The following is a 14631-nucleotide window of genomic DNA, read 5'->3' on the forward strand; positions in this document are numbered from 1 at the left end:
CGCGCCTCGCGCATGCTTCTGTCGCTGAACCGGAATACGACGGCGACTTGCCCGATCTTTCCGTCGTGATTCCGACCTACCGGCGCCGGGAGATGCTGGCGCGCTGTCTTGCCGCCGTGCTTGCGCAGGACTTCGATCCGGCGCGTTACGAGATCATCGTCTGCGACGACAGTCCCGACGCTGCCACGCGCGATTGTGTCGAGCGCCTGGCACGCGAGCATGCGGCGCACGGTCCGCGCATCCGTTACATTCCCGTGACGGCGACGCAAGGCCCGGCCGGCGCGCGCAACGCGGGATGGCGGGCGGCGCGTGCAAGACGCATCGCCTTCACCGACGACGACACGCAACCCGCCGTCCGATGGTTGAGCGCGGGACTGCACGTGATGAACATGGGCGCGGATGCCGTCGCAGGACGCATCGTCGTGCCGCTGCCCGAGCGTCCCACCGACTATGAACGCGACGCCGCCGGCCTCGCGCACGCCGAATTCGCGACGGCCAACGTCTTCGTCGAGCGCGCGGCGCTGGCGCGGACCGGCGGCTTCGACGCGCGCTTCACATCCGCGTGGCGCGAGGACTCGGACCTGCAGTTCGCGCTGATGGAAGCGGGCTTCGTTTTCGCGCGCGCGGACGACGCCGTTGTGCTGCATCCGGTGCGTCCCGCGCGCTGGGGTGTGAGTCTTTCGCAGCAGAAAAAGAGCCAGTTCGACGCGTTGCTCTACAAGAAGTATCCGCGGCTCTATCGAGAGCGCATCCGGCGTGCGCCGCCGTTTTTATACTACGCGATCATTGCGGCAGCCGTGATGGCGCCGAGCGCTTGGCTTTCCGGCAACGGCCGGCTCGCGATCGTCGCAGCGGTCGCCTGGCTATGCATGACCGGATGGTTCTGCATCAAGCGTCTTGCCAGCACCGCGCGCAGCAGCTCGCACATTCTGGAAATGGCGTACACGTCTATCGCAATTCCGTTTCTCTCGATCTTCTGGCGGCTTTACGGTGCCGTGAAGTTCCGCGTGTTCTTTGTATGAACGAGCCCACCGTGCCGCGCATTGCAATCTTTCGCGCCCTGCAACTCGGCGACATGCTGTGCTGTGTGCCCGCGTTGCGTGCCCTAAGACAGCACTATCCCACTGCGCACATCGCCTTGGTCGGGCTGCCGTGGGCGCAGAGCTTCGTCGATCGCTATGCGCATCTGCTCGATGAACTCATCGTGTTTCCCGGTGCCGCCGGTTTTCCCGAGCAGCGCGAGACCGACGAGTATCTGCCTGCCTTTTCAGAGCACATGCGCGCGCGCCGCTTCGATCTTACGATCCAGTTGCACGGCAGCGGTGGCGTGGCGAACGAGATCGTCGGGCGATGGGGCGCCCGGCTCACGGCAGGCTTTCGTCAGCCGGAGGAAGCTGCGCGGCCCGGCGTCTTCGTTCCGTGGCCCGAGGATCTGCCTGAACCGGCACGCTACGACGCTTTGGTGCAAGCGCTCGGTTGCGCCGCGAGCGACCTGCGTCTGGAGATTCCGCTCAACGCGCACGACCTGCGCGAATGCGAGAGCCTGGTGCAAGCGTGCGGACTCGATACCGGGCGTCTCATCCTTGTGCATGCGGGCGCGCAACTGCCGTCGCGGCGTTGGCCCGTGGAATGTTTTGCGCAAGTCGCCTTAGAACTCTGCGACGCCGGCTGGCAAATCGCCCTCACGGGAAGCAGCGGCGAGGCTGTGTTGACGTCGTCGCTTGCCGCGATGATCGGCACCCGCGCGATCGATCTTACTGGACGCACCTCGCTGGGCGCGCTCGCGGCGCTCGTCGCCCGAGCAAGGCTAATCGTCTGCAACGACACCGGACTCTCGCATGTCGCGGCAGCGATGCGAACGCCAAGCGTGGTGATTGCCTCCGGCAGCGATACGCACCGCTGGGCGCCGCTCGACCGCGAGCGGCATCGCGTGCTGGCCAACTATCCGCCATGCCGCCCGTGCGCGTTTCGCGAGTGCCCATACGGACATCCCTGCGCGCTCGCCATCGACGCGCGGCAAGTCGTCCGCACCGCGTTCATGCAGCTCGACCGCTTCGCGATCCAACCGTTCGAGTCAACGTATGCCCGCTAATCCACCACGCCGCCTGCGCATCCTCACGTGGCACGTGCACGGCAATTATCTCTACTACCTCACGCAGGTTCCGCACGACTTCTATCTCGTGACGAAGCCCTCGCATCCTCCGGGCTACGCGGGCAAAGTTGGTGTGCTTCCGTGGGGCGACAACGTGCATGAGATTCCCGCCGATCAGGTCGCCGCGCACGAGTTCGACGTGATCCTCTTCCAGCACCGAACGCACTGGTTCGACGATCGGCTGAACGTGCTGAGCGACGCGCAACGGCGGCTGCCGACCGTCTACATCGAGCACGATCCGCCGCAGCAGAATGCGTTCGACGAGCGTCACTGGGTGCAGGACGCGCAAACGCTGCTCATCCACGTCACGCACTTCAACCGCCTGATGTGGGACTCGGGCGCCACACCGACGCGCGTGATCGAGCATGGCGTGATCGTGCCCGAGGGCGTGCGGTACGGCGGCGAGAAGGCGCGGGGAATCGTCGTCGTGAATCACCTGCAGCAGCGCGGGCGGCGGCTCGGCAGCGATGTCTTCGCCGATGTCGCGCAACGCGTGCCGCTCGATCTCGTCGGCATGGAGGCGAAGTCGGCGGGTGGCATCGGCGAGATCGGCAATCTGGAACTCACCGCATTCACGGCGCAATACCGCTTCTTCTTCAACCCGATCCGCTGGACGAGCCTGGGCTTGGCGGTCGTAGAGGCGATGACGATTGGCATGCCCATCGTGGGACTCGCGACGACCGAGCTCGCCACCGTCATCCGCAACGGCGAGAGCGGCTACATCGATACCAGCGTGGACGCACTCGTCGATGCCATGCAGGCGCTGCTGCACGATCCCGCCGAAGCGCGGCGCCTCGGCGAAGGCGCACGGCGTGTCGCGCTCGAACGCTTTCACATCGACCGCTTCGTGCGCGACTGGAACGAAGCGCTACGGCTTGTCAGCCACTGATCCGACGGAACCCTCATGAAAGAAGCTCACCGCAAGCGCATTCTCGTTACCGGCGGCGCCGGCTTTCTTGGCTCACATCTGTGCGAGCGCCTCGTCATGCAGGGACACGACGTGCTCTGCATCGACAATTTCTACACCGGCACGAAAGACAACATCGCGCATCTGTTCGACTGCGCGAATTTCGAACTGATGCGTCACGACGTGACGTTCCCGCTCTACGTCGAGGTCGACGAAATATACAACCTCGCCTGCCCCGCCTCGCCGGTTCATTACCAGCACGACCCGGTCCAGACGACCAAGACAAGCGTGCATGGCGCAATCAACATGCTCGGCCTTGCAAAGCGCGTGGGCGCGCGGATCTTCCAGGCATCAACGAGCGAAGTCTATGGCGATGCCCGCGTTCATCCGCAGACGGAGGACTACTGGGGCCACGTGAACCCGATCGGCCCGCGTTCGTGCTACGACGAAGGCAAGCGCTGCGCCGAAACGCTCTTCATGGACTACCGTCGGCAACACGGGCTTTCGATCAAGATCGCACGGATTTTCAATACTTATGGGCCGCGCATGCATCCGTCCGATGGACGGGTCGTCTCGAACTTCATGATGCAGGCGCTGGCGGGCGAGCCGATCACGATCTACGGAGAAGGCTTGCAGACGCGCTCGTTTTGCTATGTCGACGATATGATCGATGCGTTCATCCGCCTCATGAATTCGCCCGAAGACGTGACCGGGCCGATTAATCTCGGTAATCCCCACGAGCTCTCGATGCTCGATATCGCCAAGCGTATCGTCGCGCTGACGGGCTCTTCGTCGGCGCTGATCTTCAAGCCGCTTCCGCTCGATGACCCGTATCACCGGCGCCCGGATATTTCCCGCGCGCTCGATGCGCTCGACTGGCACCCTGTGACGTCGCTCGACGAAGGATTGCAGCGCACCGCGCGGTATTTTCAGCAACTCGTACAGCAGCGCGATTCGCGCGCCGCAGGTTCGGACAGCGCCCTGACGCACCAGGCTGAAGCGCTGCGCCGTTCAATCGTCGCTGACTAGCGGCGTGGCCGTTGAAACCGGGTCGATCGTTTGGCCGCCGATCCGTCCAAGGGCCGCTGCAGCCCTACGCCGGTCCATTTTCTCCAATCGAACGGTGAAGATGAACTGCGACGCCTCGCCCATTTTCTTGGAATTGGGCGTCATATTCCTCTTCATTCCAATGGATCACTTCGAGTCGCCGGTTACAAAAGTTGCCGCGCACGAGACCGGCTTCGTCATTAGTGAAATGGCTCAGCCGGTGTATCGACGTTTAGAATATTCTTGGCCGGTCGTTGAGCCGCCTGCCGACGGCATCGAGTTACGCCAACGAACAGATCGATGCCGTGACGCAGGAAATGTGTCTCGCGTCCGCACCAGTTGCGGGCCGAGGGATGGGTGGCACGTTAATGGTTCCGTCGGCGGTGCATCTCGCGCGTCACTATCGCGAACTCCGGCTCCCGATCGACATCTTCGCGGGCGCGAGCGACAAGATTGTTGGCGTCGGCTTTCATTCAGGGCGCTTGCATCGCGAAGTGCCTCATAGCCGCTTGATCAGCTCCACAGAGATGTCGAACACGGTAGCCGATACATCGCTTAAGGCCGCATTGCACTGGGGATCGGTTAATCGCCGACAAGATGGGTGCGCGTTGGAACAGCACTCGTTGGGTAATTGGTGCACGCGTCTGCGCAACCATTGTTGTCCGGCAGCATTCAACAAAGGCCAGTAGATTTGGAACGCCGCTTGCTGCAAAACGTAAGGACCACCCAAGTCACGCCCAACTTCCCTTACCGGAGAACATCATGGCGCAACAACCTCCTCTCAATCCTGGCGACGAAGCGGAGCCGGACACCGCGGGAACTGGAGAAAACTTGTGCCCTGCCTGCGACGGGTCCGGTACGAAAGAAGGCGAGAAGTGCAAAGTCTGTGGAGGCACCGGAAAGATCGTGGAGGGCATCGGCGGAGGCTGAGCAGGAGTCAGTCACGCTTGTAGGTCGCAATGCTGCATGTGCAGATTGCACTGGCGCGTGGCACCGCTCGCTCCAAAGAATCGGTCAGATTCTGCACGTCAGGACATTCCCTCGTGCCCAATCGAAAAGGCGCGTACGGATTCTCGCACCTCCTGCTTTAACTCCGGTTCTGCGCGCGAGAAATTCCATCGCCCAGAGCTAAGTTGCGGTCAATGTCGCGATTCCGGACAAGTCCCGCTCTGGGACCCCGATGCCGTTAAATCGTGGAATCCACGCGCGGAGCTTGACCGCCTCCGGGTGTGAGCATTGATGTCTGGAACCCTCTCTCGGATCCCCGGGGCAGGAGCCAAACCGAAAGCCATCGCTCATCGCCGTAAATCAGTATGCAGACTGGCCGTCGGGCCAAAGCCGTGGGACCACGGCCCGATCGGACCCTGGCCATTTATCTTTGAAAAAAACTGGCCCCACTCACTGGACCCCCTTCTTTGCAGCCAATTGTTGCGCCATTTTCAAATGGTCTTGAATGGTTGGCAGTGCTTTCGCCGCGGCCTTCTTCAAAGCTGCGTTGCTACCACCCTCCGCTTCCTTTTTAAACGCTTCAACCGCCTTCTGATGTCCTTCCACGCCTACACTCTTGATATACGCGCTGTCGAACTCCTTGCCATGCAAGCCCTTGAGCGAATTGAGAACGGTCGTATCCGAATTGTCCTTCGGAACGCTTACGCCGTGCGGGGCCGCCATTTTGAGCTCTACGGTAAGCTTGGTATGATCGACGATCATATGATGAGCAAAGCTTTTGACGTCCTTGTCTTCTGATCGCTTCGTCGCGAGCTTTGCGGCATCGATTTCGGTCGATCCTGACATTGATGCTGCCTGCACGAATTCCTTGTCTTGCGGCGGCAGGTCGTTTGCCATTGTCGTGCTTGCCGCTTGAGTCTGAGCGACAGCGGGCATAGCCATGAACGCAAATGCCAGTGGCAGAAAAATCCCTTGTGTCTTCATCACTCCTCCTCGCGGTGTTGGACTGCTCAAACCCCAGCAATGCGGATGCCACACACGATGGCGAGCAATGACTTCACATCTAGCCGTTGTGCCCGCAGGTATGCGATGCCGTGACTCGCCGATGGCAGCCCGCAGCCGCTTGGCAGCCGCTTTTACAACTGCGCCGTTGCCAGAGCACGCTTCCGGAAATGGGGACAGCGCAACCCTTCAATTGAGGTTCTGGGGGCGTCGGAATCATCGCGAGCGATGCGTCGTTCACTCGTGACGTTTGCGGTTGATTCGGGTTGATTCTGCGCACGCCGACGGTACCACGGACGGAAAGCATTTTCTTATGCCGATCAGTGGTGGGCACCGGCGAGGCATAAGCAAGCGCCGAAGCCTCGCGAGCGCGGTAGGCGGAATAGCAACTTATTGCAGAGGGTTTGCCGTCGATATCGAAGCGAAGCGCAAGGAACTTCCCGCTACGTTTCACGACGGAAAAGTCGCTGAACGACTTGATACCCGTTTCCTCTCAACATGTTCGCCCGCGGTACATGTGTTGCTAGTTACCCAAATCAGCGCACGCACACGCGAAGGCTATATGGCCCCGCGACACTCGCTCCTAGGAGAGCGCCATGAGTTCACAGATAAAGCCCGGCTCAACACGCTTCAAACCGTGGCAACGCGCTGGCGCAGGCCTGTAGCGTCCAACAATATGCCTGGACGGAAGGGTTTCCGCTGTTTCTTGCAGCGGGCAGGCTTATCGGGCAGTGCCGCGGCACTTGCTTCTGCTGCGGCTGCCGCCCAGCGCGCAGTGGCGGAGGGATCGAGCGCTTGGGCGCCACTCAACGCTGTGACGCACTGCATCTGGCCCAAAACCGCGTTTCGAGAGGAAGCGCTCAGCCTGCGTTATACGGTGACGGGCGCGCTAATCCACGCAGGAAGCGCGGTGTTCTGGGCGACGCTTTTCGAGTCACTCGCCGGGTTGCGACCATCCTTTGCCCGCGCATCCACAGCCGCGGCGGCGACTGCCGGTATCGCCTACGTGGTTGACTATCATGTCGTGCCGAAACGTGTCACGCCCGGCTTCGAGGCGCACCTATCCGGTAAGTCGTTCTTAGCGATTTACGTGGCGCTGGGCGCGGGGCTTGCACTTGCAGCACTTGCGCGCAAGCCAACGTGATCAAGCGGGGATAGGATCTTCGAAGACAGCCCTGCCGTCCATCGCACTGAAGACTTGCTTCTAAGAGACCGATCCGTGAACGCCAACGAGTCATAGAAGTTTATCGAGGGCGCCGCGCTCGTGTCGAACTCGCTCAACACCGATAGGACGTTGTGTTCAGTTCTGCATCCGCAGCACGCTCGAGGCCGCTGAGGAGCATGGCTTTCCGATCGACGGATCATTTTCGAGACGCTCGACGACGAGAAGATCATCACCCGGCCGCATCTCGTCGACTTCTTTCGCACTTAGCGCTTCGGCTGCCAGACCGCCATCGACGACTTTGGCGCGGGCCACTCTGGGCTTGCGCTGTTGGGGGATTTTCAGCCGGATCCGATCATGCTCGAGATGGGACTCGTTGGCGGCAGCGACACGGATTTCATCCGGTAACGCGACCGGGAAAGACCTAGCAGCGCGCCTTTCGCCCAGCACGTCCCGAAAACACTTCATGCTCCGGGGAGCCTTAAAGCATCCTGTCGCATGAGCGATCGGCATGAGCCCCCAAAAATCTGAGCGGCAGCGAGACGCAACGATAGAGCGCACGCTGGGAACTTTTCCTTTTAATCGAAGCTTTTGAAGGGCGGAATGTCATTTTCTTTGCGAATTTCGACCTCGATCATTTCTCGAGCTAGCCGCCAATACTCGTCTGCACAACCTTCCAGACTGCCATCCTGTTGCCATAACTCAAAAGCCTTGAGTCGAATTCGCTCCTCCAACGTCTGATGTTCCACGTCATCTCCGTATTTCAGGAAGCGTTACGGGAGGCGCAACATGTTTAGGGGGAATACCGGCGAACGCATCGGGCGTTCCGCGCGCGCCGGTAATTCCATCTTTCGGTCGCCGCACTCAGGCGGATCCACGACAAACTTTTCGAGAAAATAAAAATTCGCTACCCATGGCGAGCGCATGGCGCAGAGGCCGGCTCCAGGGACACCACCCGGTTGCTAACCAGCGATCATTTTCCTACCTCTTCCTCCGACAGTTGCTGTTTTGCGAGTAACGTGAGCTTCTCGTCCGTCGCCTTCTCTTCAGCAAGCGTTTCCAGCAGCAACTTCATGCCCTCGGTGTAGCCCAGCTTCTTCGCGAGCGTAGCCAGAGTCCCATAAGTAGCGATCTCATAGTGCTCAACCTTTTGCGCTGCAGCGATCAATGCGGCATCGAGAATAGCGCCCTTTTCGATCTCGTCAATCTGCTCCTGGCCTTCTTCCACAAGCCCTTCCATTGCGACGCACTTAACGCGCTTCAGCTTGATATCCGACACCTCGACCACGCGATCGATGCGTTCGATCTGACCGTGGGTTTCTTCGAGGTGAGTCGTAAAGGCAGCGGCCAGTCCTGGGTGGGTTGAAGCCCGGGCGAGCTTCGGTAACGCTTTCGTCAGTTGCTTCTCGGCGCTATACACATCAGATAGCGCGTGGATGAACAAATCGTTGAGTGTCTTGGTCGGCATGGAAATTCTCCTCGGAATTGAGCGTGCAGATCCGCACGCGTCGACTCTTGCAATCGGTGTGCCACCAAACTCGAATCTTATTGCTCAGCCTTTCTTATATACATCGCCGTCAGGCACGCGCCATGCTCCGAAAACAAAGCAGTCTTTCCTTAACAGCCCAGTTTGCATCTCGCCAGAGCCCTCGTGGGTCTGAGACCAAGCCCAGCATGAGCTCACGTCCTAGCTAGCCTTTCATCGGCGTTCGCTGTGAGCCATGCCGCGCCTACATAAGCACAGCCGTCGCAGGTTGGTGCGTCCGTCCGCGATACGATTTGGAGAAACTATGTTCGTCCACAATAAGCGTTTGCAGTACACCGTGCGCGTTGCTGCGCCGAATCCCGGCCTCGCGAATCTTTTGCTTGAACAGTTTGGCGGCCCTCAAGGCGAGCTCGCCGCTGCCTGTCGTTATTTTACGCAGGCGGTAAGTGAAGACGATCCGGGGCGTAAAGACTTACTGTTCGACATCGCAACCGAAGAACTGAGCCACTTGGAAATCATCGGTTCGATCGTCGCCATGCTGAACAAGGGCGCGAAGGGGCAACTCGCCGAAGCTGTCGAGAGCGAAGCTGAGTTATACCGGTCGCTGACGGGCGGCGGCAACGATTCGCACACTACTGCGCTGCTCTATGGCGGCGGCCCCGCGCTCACGAACTCGGCCGGCGTGCCGTGGACAGCGGCGTACATCGACACCATTGGCGAGCCGACTGCCGACCTGCGTTCGAACATCGCTGCCGAAGCCCGCGCGAAGATCGTTTATGAGCGCCTCATCAACGTGACCGACGACCCCGGCATCAAGGAAGCACTTGGCTTCTTGATGACTCGTGAAATCGCGCACCAGAAGTCGTTCGAGAAGGCGCTGCATTCAATCCAGCCGAACTTTCCGCAAGGCAAGCTGCCGGGCGTACCTGACTTCACGAACGTGTATTACAACATGTCGTCGGGTAATGATGCACGTGGTCCGTGGAACGAGGGCGCCGACTGGGTTTTTGTAGAGGATCCGCAGCCGGCAGTCGATGGCGGCGACGGGCTCGCGACAGTCAACGTAACTGAAGCAGACGTGCAAGTCCTCAAGGCAATGGCTTCGCGCACTGCGTCGGACGCGAGTTCCGATCCGAAAACGGGCGCCGATCTTGGTGCGGGCCAAACGGTATAAGTGATACGCGGGTCCGCGCAGCTCGTAGCGTGGACCCCGTGGAGCGATCGGGTTGCAGATGGACGGCCACGGCGTGGTGCCACTCGATAAAAGTTCAATGACTTTCTGATCGTCTCCTCTAAGAAACGGAATTGTTATGCAGCTCGTGCAAGCAGAACAGCAGAAAAGCAAGTCTGAAAGTGTTCGTCCGGAGGGCGTCGAGTTGTTTGCGAGCTGGTACACAGGCTGGACTCGCTTTCTCTTTGGGTCGGCCGACAAAGGTCGGGAAGTTGAACAATCAAATCGTCACACCGGCTGCGCTTTCGGGATAGCTCCCGGTTCAATTCAATCGACGGACCTGTTCGTCGTAGCGGGACTTTCGAGAGGCGCTCGTCGGCCGCTTAGGCGCACGCTAAAGTATTTGCGTAGCCGGAAACGCCTCTAACGATGCAGCCAGGGAACCAACGAAGCGACGGACCATGAAAGGTGCTTCCGAATGCTTTTCGATACCAGACTTTCGATAGAGACGCAATCTATGTCGCCACCATCCTGCATCGCCTGGGCTCTTTCGCAACGACGGTAAGCTCGTAGCGACGACCTGGTTAGTTACCACCTCTAGTAACACGGTTCGACCAGACGAGTGAAAAATCAGCGTGCTGGCCGGGCGTTAGGGCTCCGCCAGTGATGTCGGCTATCTCCGCAGCCCAGCACCTTATTTGACCTTTGTAGGATTTGGCACCATTGCTGCGAGCGCCCATCAGCTCCCCTGATACTGGGCTCCGCACCTGCCGAGCAACCCATATCGCCGAGCAACTGTTCGAGGAGATAAGCATGAGAGCACTTCGTTGGCATGGCAAGCACGACATCCGTTGCGACACGGTTCCGGACCCAAAGATCGAACACGGCCGCGACGCGATCATCAAGGTCTCGACCTGCGCCATCTGCGGGTCGGACCTGCACCTGTTCGATGGCTTCATGCCGACCATGAAAAGTGGCGACATCATGGGCCACGAGTTCATGGGAGAAGTCGTCGAGGTGGGGAGCGATAACAAGGCGCTGAAAGTCGGTGACCGCGTGGTCGTGCCGTTTACGATCTTCTGCGGCGAATGCGACCAGTGCAAGCGCGGGAATTACTCCGTCTGCGAGCGCAGCAACCCGAACAAGGAAATGGCCGACAAAGTGTTCGGCCACGCCACGGCCGGCCTCTTCGGCTACTCGCATCTAACAGGCGGCTATGCCGGTGGACAGGCGGAGTTCGTGCGTGTCCCCTTCGCGGACACGACGCATATCAAGATCCCCGACGGTCTAACGGACGAACAGGTGCTTTTCCTCGGCGACATCTTCCCGACCGGATGGCAGGCCGCGGTCAACTGCGACATCGAGCCGACCGATACGGTGGCCATCTGGGGCGCAGGCCCGGTCGGGCAGATGGCGATCCGCAGCGCGATCCTGCTCGGCGCCAAACAAGTGGTCGCGATCGATCGCGTGCCCGAGCGGCTCGCGATGGCGAACGCGGCTGGGGCGATCACAATCAACTTCGACGATGAGAGCGTGCTCGACCGGCTAAAAGAACTGACCGGTGGCAAGGGACCGGAAAAATGTATCGACGCTGTCGGCATGGAGTCGCACGCGACCCGCTCTTTTGATGCGGTGTACGACCGCGTAAAACAGGCGGTGATGCTCGAAACCGACCGTCCCCATGTGCTGCGCGAGATGATCTACGTCTGCCGACCGGCGGGGACGCTCTCCGTTCCCGGCGTCTACGGCGGCTTGATCGACAAGATTCCTTTCGGCGCATCGATGAACAAAGGCCTCACCTGGAAGATGGGCCAGACGCACGTCAACCGCTGGACCGACGACTTGCTCAGGCGCATCCAGGAAGGGCAAATCGATCCGTCCTTCGTGATTACGCACACTGTCCCGCTTGAAGAGGGCCCGGGGATGTACAAGACGTTCCGCGACAAGGAAGACGGTTGCATTAAGGTCGTGTTGAAGCTTTGAACATTTGATGCACGACTACTGAAACTTGTCCCGCGCGGGCCGCTTTTGCAATCGCGATGACGGCGGGTCCAAGCCTTGTTAGAAAGTTCGATCGTCGTCTGAAATCTGTATATGCCCGTGGTATGCCGGTGTAGGGACGTCGATCGATACTTCGTCCGGAGCCGGCTCGCGGACAGTTTTCGGCTAAATCAACGGCAACGGCTGTACCGGCTTGCCCTTCCCCCAAACCTGTGTCGGTTATTTATCGTTTGCTGCCGCACATCTCGGAAAAATAATGACCGTCTCCTTTAAGAAAGATTCTTCGCGCACCTCCGTCACCGTTGGCGCTGCTGCTGCCGTTGCGGTAGCCGCCGTCGCAGCAGCTCTCTGGAACGCTCACAAGGCGCGACGCGCGGAACGTGAGCATCCGCCTGCGGGTGCTTTCCTTGACGTCGAGGGCGTGCGTCTGCACTACGTCGAACGCGGCGAGGGGCCGCCGGTCGTGTTGCTGCATGGTAACGCCGTCATGCTTCAAGACTTTGATGGCAGCGGACTCATCAATGCACTGGCTGCCCGTCACAGGGTCATTTCCTTCGATCGGCCTGGCTTCGGGTATAGCGAGCGTCCGCGTGACCGGCTATGGACAGCGGCGGCGCAGGCCGCACTTTTCATGAAGGCGCTGAAGCAACTGGATGTCGAGCAGCCCGTCGTGGTCGGACATTCGTGGGGCACGCTGGCCGCGCTCGACATGGCAGTTCAGTTTCCGGCCGATATTCGCGGCCTCGTGCTGATTTCGGGTTACTACTACCCGACGATACGCCTGGACGCCGCCATGAGCGCGCCACTCGCGTTGCCTATCATTGGCGATGCGATGCGCTATACGCTTTCTCCGGTCACAGGCAGGCTGCTCATCAAGCAGTCTGTCAAGGCGATGTTCTCGCCCGCAGCGACGCCCCGAAGTTTCACCGATGCCGTACCGCACGAAATGGTGTTGCGCCCGTCCCAGCTCCGGGCCGAGGGCGAAGATGGCACGCTAATGGTTTCGTCAGCGGCACGTCTGAAGCGTCATTACGGCGAGCTCCGGTTGCCGATCCACATCTTCGCGGGTGCGGCCGACAAAGTCGTCGACGTCGACGCTCATTCGCGGCGCCTGCATCGTGACGTGCCGCAAAGCAGCCTGACCGTTGTCCCTGACGCAGGCCATATGGTTCACTATGCGGCCGCGGCGAACATCGCGGCCACTGTCGAAGCGGTGTCGGGCGCAGATGTCTTGGAAGCCCCTTTGTTAGCGGCGACGCGGTGACCACGGGAGGCCTACGTTCGCCAGAGCAACTTGCTAACGCTGCGCAATCGATCGCGACCGCACGCACATCGAATCTGTATCATGGCGGGATGCCAAGAACGGTGCCCTGGCCAGCGCCCCAATCGTCACGGGAGGCCTTCTGCGGCAGGGGGCCGGGCAGCGTTGCTGAATAAATCATCGGTGACTTTTGGCGCTGCCTAGCCGGAACTTCAGGAGCCGGCTGGCACGAAACAAGACCACTCGTCGGGCCACAACAGGGACCGCTGTTCCCGTCTTCGGGTTCCGCCCCGCTCGCGCATGTTTATCGCGCAACTGAAAGCAGCCGAACCCCGATAGTCGAACCGCCTCGCCGTTCTCCAGCGCTTGCATGATCACCTCAAAAAACGCGTCCACCAGCGCGTGGGCATCAGGCTTATCGAGCCCAAGCCGGACCATTAACTGCTCGATCAGATGCGCCCTAATGAACGCCGGCGTGCCGACGTCCGCCGCCTGACTCGGCAGCCCCTCATGGAAGTTCAGCCTGTGTGCCACCTCGGCGGTTTCATCTCTTGGGTTCATTCGGATTCTGGACGTATCAAAAAGCGGCGGCATGATGCCTCTTACCATCCTTTTGCTCAAGTTCCGTCGCGTCGCGCGGCCGAAAGATGAACGTCTTCACAGATCCTTCACCCCGCCTTCTTGTCGGCGTGGTGATGCCGATCCGGCGTCAGCCTCGGCGTCACCGGCGTAATACTGAGCGGCCGCCTCGAGCACGCGCCGCTGCTCGGCCCGCACTTAAATCGAGGTCGTTTGCAGCGACGCATGGCCCAGAATCGTCTGCACGACGTCGATCGGCATGTTGCGTGCGACCGCACGCGTGCCGAAGGTGTGGCGAAACGCATGCGCCGAGGTGTTCGCGAGCTGCACCAGGTCAGCGGGCGAGATACCGGGCCGCGCGGCCAACTCGGTAGTCAGGCGTTGCAGCGTCTGACGCACCAGGTGACCGAACGCATCGGGCGTATAGGCGGCTTCGACGGCGCCGCCGTGTTTGTTCAAGGCACTCGGGGTAGCGGGAATAGCGAGCGGCGCGATCAACGGCGCGGAGTGGAGCGGGACATCGAAGTCCCGTTCACGGTCGATCCAGTGCTCGCGCAAAGCAGCGACCGTCGCCGCACTGACCGGCACCGTGCGTTGCTTGCGCCGTTTTCCAATCACCGTTAGGGCCCACACCGGAGTGTCATTCGAACCCTCAGGCGAGGGGCGGATGGATTGGCCCACGTAGGGGCGCAGAGCTTCGCGACGCGCGTGCGCTGCTTCGTCGCGCCGGAGCCCCGAATCTCCCATCAGCAGGATCGCCGCGCGCGCGGTGCGCCACTGGCGAGTTTCGGCCTCGTCCTGATCTGGAAGCGTCGCGACGCAGCGCTCATCCAACGCACGGCGCAACTCGGTCCATAGCTTAGGCGACAACGCCCGCTCGACTTGTACTGCGACTTCGCGCGTGATGGTCACCGG

The 14631-nt window shown here is 60.7% G+C and carries 15 protein-coding genes; 8 read left to right on the forward strand and 7 right to left on the reverse strand.

Annotated features, from left to right (window positions below; genetic code table 11):
• Positions 1-92 precede the first annotated feature (92 nt).
• From AWB65_RS27345 to AWB65_RS27360, 4 genes are read left to right on the forward strand one after another with little or no spacing between them, the layout of a single operon-like run.
• Entirely contained in the window at positions 93-1022 is a 930-nt protein-coding gene (locus AWB65_RS27345) for a glycosyltransferase family 2 protein (protein ID WP_235007790.1), read from the forward strand.
• Positions 1019-2092 carry a glycosyltransferase family 9 protein gene (locus tag AWB65_RS27350; RefSeq protein WP_087670139.1) on the forward strand — a complete coding sequence of 358 codons (1074 nt, stop codon included), beginning with the start codon at positions 1019-1021 and terminating at the stop codon, positions 2090-2092. Before AWB65_RS27345 ends, AWB65_RS27350 begins: the two co-directional genes overlap by 4 nt.
• Entirely contained in the window at positions 2082-3041 is a 960-nt protein-coding gene (locus AWB65_RS27355) for a glycosyltransferase family 4 protein (RefSeq protein WP_087670140.1), read from the forward strand. Before AWB65_RS27350 ends, AWB65_RS27355 begins: the two co-directional genes overlap by 11 nt.
• A 15-nt stretch (positions 3042-3056) precedes the next feature.
• Positions 3057-4088: a UDP-glucuronic acid decarboxylase family protein gene (locus tag AWB65_RS27360; RefSeq protein WP_087670141.1), complete on the forward strand. Its 1032-nt coding sequence runs from the start codon at positions 3057-3059 to the stop codon at positions 4086-4088.
• Here the strand turns inward: AWB65_RS27360 and AWB65_RS36445 are convergent.
• Both AWB65_RS36445 and AWB65_RS27365 read right to left on the reverse strand, forming a co-directional pair.
• A complete protein-coding gene (locus AWB65_RS36445; RefSeq protein WP_159907811.1) occupies positions 4071-4232 on the reverse strand; it encodes a hypothetical protein in 162 nt (53 codons plus the stop codon). The genes AWB65_RS27360 and AWB65_RS36445 overlap by 18 nt on opposite strands.
• A gap of 1272 nt (positions 4233-5504) precedes the next feature.
• Positions 5505-6038 (reverse strand): DUF4142 domain-containing protein, encoded by a 534-nt coding sequence (locus AWB65_RS27365; RefSeq protein WP_087670142.1) that lies wholly within the window; start codon positions 6036-6038, stop codon positions 5505-5507.
• Positions 6039-6870: 832 nt separating this feature from the next.
• On the opposite strand from AWB65_RS27365, the gene AWB65_RS27370 reads away from it, so the two are divergent.
• Complete coding sequence (locus AWB65_RS27370) at positions 6871-7200, forward strand: hypothetical protein (RefSeq protein ID WP_327359114.1); 330 nt, start codon at positions 6871-6873, stop codon at positions 7198-7200.
• Between the two features lie 156 nt (positions 7201-7356).
• Here AWB65_RS27370 and AWB65_RS37895 read toward each other — a convergent pair whose 3' ends face one another.
• The 3 genes from AWB65_RS37895 to AWB65_RS27385 all read right to left on the reverse strand — a co-directional run bounded on the left by AWB65_RS37895 (position 7357) and on the right by AWB65_RS27385 (position 8686).
• On the reverse strand, positions 7357-7686 hold the full coding sequence (locus tag AWB65_RS37895; protein ID WP_087670144.1) for a hypothetical protein: 330 nt from the start codon (positions 7684-7686) through the stop codon (positions 7357-7359).
• A gap of 110 nt (positions 7687-7796) precedes the next feature.
• Positions 7797-7967 carry a DUF2934 domain-containing protein gene (locus AWB65_RS27380; RefSeq protein WP_125474218.1) on the reverse strand — a complete coding sequence of 57 codons (171 nt, stop codon included), beginning with the start codon at positions 7965-7967 and terminating at the stop codon, positions 7797-7799.
• Between the two features lie 224 nt (positions 7968-8191).
• The gene (locus AWB65_RS27385) at positions 8192-8686 is read right to left on the reverse strand and encodes a YciE/YciF ferroxidase family protein (protein ID WP_087670146.1); all 495 of its coding nucleotides are present in this window, start codon (positions 8684-8686) and stop codon (positions 8192-8194) included.
• A 322-nt stretch (positions 8687-9008) separates the two neighbouring features.
• Between AWB65_RS27385 and AWB65_RS27390 the strand changes: the two genes are divergently transcribed.
• The 3 genes from AWB65_RS27390 to AWB65_RS27400 all read left to right on the forward strand — a co-directional run bounded on the left by AWB65_RS27390 (position 9009) and on the right by AWB65_RS27400 (position 13140).
• Positions 9009-9878 carry a manganese catalase family protein gene (locus tag AWB65_RS27390; protein WP_087670147.1) on the forward strand — a complete coding sequence of 290 codons (870 nt, stop codon included), beginning with the start codon at positions 9009-9011 and terminating at the stop codon, positions 9876-9878.
• Positions 9879-10688: 810 nt separating this feature from the next.
• Complete coding sequence (locus tag AWB65_RS27395; protein ID WP_087670148.1) at positions 10689-11858, forward strand: zinc-dependent alcohol dehydrogenase; 1170 nt, start codon at positions 10689-10691, stop codon at positions 11856-11858.
• Positions 11859-12132: 274 nt separating this feature from the next.
• Positions 12133-13140, forward strand: coding sequence for an alpha/beta fold hydrolase (locus AWB65_RS27400; RefSeq protein WP_087670149.1), 1008 nt, complete (start codon positions 12133-12135; stop codon positions 13138-13140).
• A gap of 174 nt (positions 13141-13314) precedes the next feature.
• On the opposite strand, the gene AWB65_RS27405 is transcribed toward AWB65_RS27400, so the two are convergent.
• Positions 13315-13731, reverse strand: coding sequence for an integration host factor subunit alpha (locus AWB65_RS27405; protein ID WP_235007787.1), 417 nt, complete (start codon positions 13729-13731; stop codon positions 13315-13317).
• Between the two features lie 183 nt (positions 13732-13914).
• Positions 13915-14631, reverse strand: a 717-nt coding sequence (locus tag AWB65_RS27410) for a tyrosine-type recombinase/integrase (RefSeq protein WP_159907816.1), incomplete at its 5' end; no start/stop codon positions are given.

Origin of the sequence: Caballeronia humi, assembly GCF_001544475.1 — a bacterium.
Classification (GTDB): Bacteria; Pseudomonadota; Gammaproteobacteria; order Burkholderiales; family Burkholderiaceae; genus Caballeronia; species Caballeronia humi.

What these genes read in the sequence shown, in the direction of transcription:
- AWB65_RS27345 (WP_235007790.1), top strand. Translation starts at nt 93, where the DNA reads ATGCTGGCGCGCTGTCTTGCCGCCGTGCTTGCGCAGGACTTCGATCCG.
- AWB65_RS27350 (WP_087670139.1), top strand. Translation starts at nt 1,019, where the DNA reads ATGAACGAGCCCACCGTGCCGCGCATTGCAATCTTTCGCGCCCTGCAA.
- AWB65_RS27355 (WP_087670140.1), top strand. Translation starts at nt 2,082, where the DNA reads ATGCCCGCTAATCCACCACGCCGCCTGCGCATCCTCACGTGGCACGTG.
- AWB65_RS27360 (WP_087670141.1), top strand. Translation starts at nt 3,057, where the DNA reads ATGAAAGAAGCTCACCGCAAGCGCATTCTCGTTACCGGCGGCGCCGGC.
- AWB65_RS36445 (WP_159907811.1), bottom strand. Translation starts at nt 4,232, where the DNA reads ATGACGCCCAATTCCAAGAAAATGGGCGAGGCGTCGCAGTTCATCTTC.
- AWB65_RS27365 (WP_087670142.1), bottom strand. Translation starts at nt 6,038, where the DNA reads ATGAAGACACAAGGGATTTTTCTGCCACTGGCATTTGCGTTCATGGCT.
- AWB65_RS37895 (WP_087670144.1), bottom strand. Translation starts at nt 7,686, where the DNA reads ATGAAGTGTTTTCGGGACGTGCTGGGCGAAAGGCGCGCTGCTAGGTCT.
- AWB65_RS27385 (WP_087670146.1), bottom strand. Translation starts at nt 8,686, where the DNA reads ATGCCGACCAAGACACTCAACGATTTGTTCATCCACGCGCTATCTGAT.
- AWB65_RS27390 (WP_087670147.1), top strand. Translation starts at nt 9,009, where the DNA reads ATGTTCGTCCACAATAAGCGTTTGCAGTACACCGTGCGCGTTGCTGCG.
- AWB65_RS27395 (WP_087670148.1), top strand. Translation starts at nt 10,689, where the DNA reads ATGAGAGCACTTCGTTGGCATGGCAAGCACGACATCCGTTGCGACACG.
- AWB65_RS27400 (WP_087670149.1), top strand. Translation starts at nt 12,133, where the DNA reads ATGACCGTCTCCTTTAAGAAAGATTCTTCGCGCACCTCCGTCACCGTT.
- AWB65_RS27405 (WP_235007787.1), bottom strand. Translation starts at nt 13,731, where the DNA reads ATGCCGCCGCTTTTTGATACGTCCAGAATCCGAATGAACCCAAGAGAT.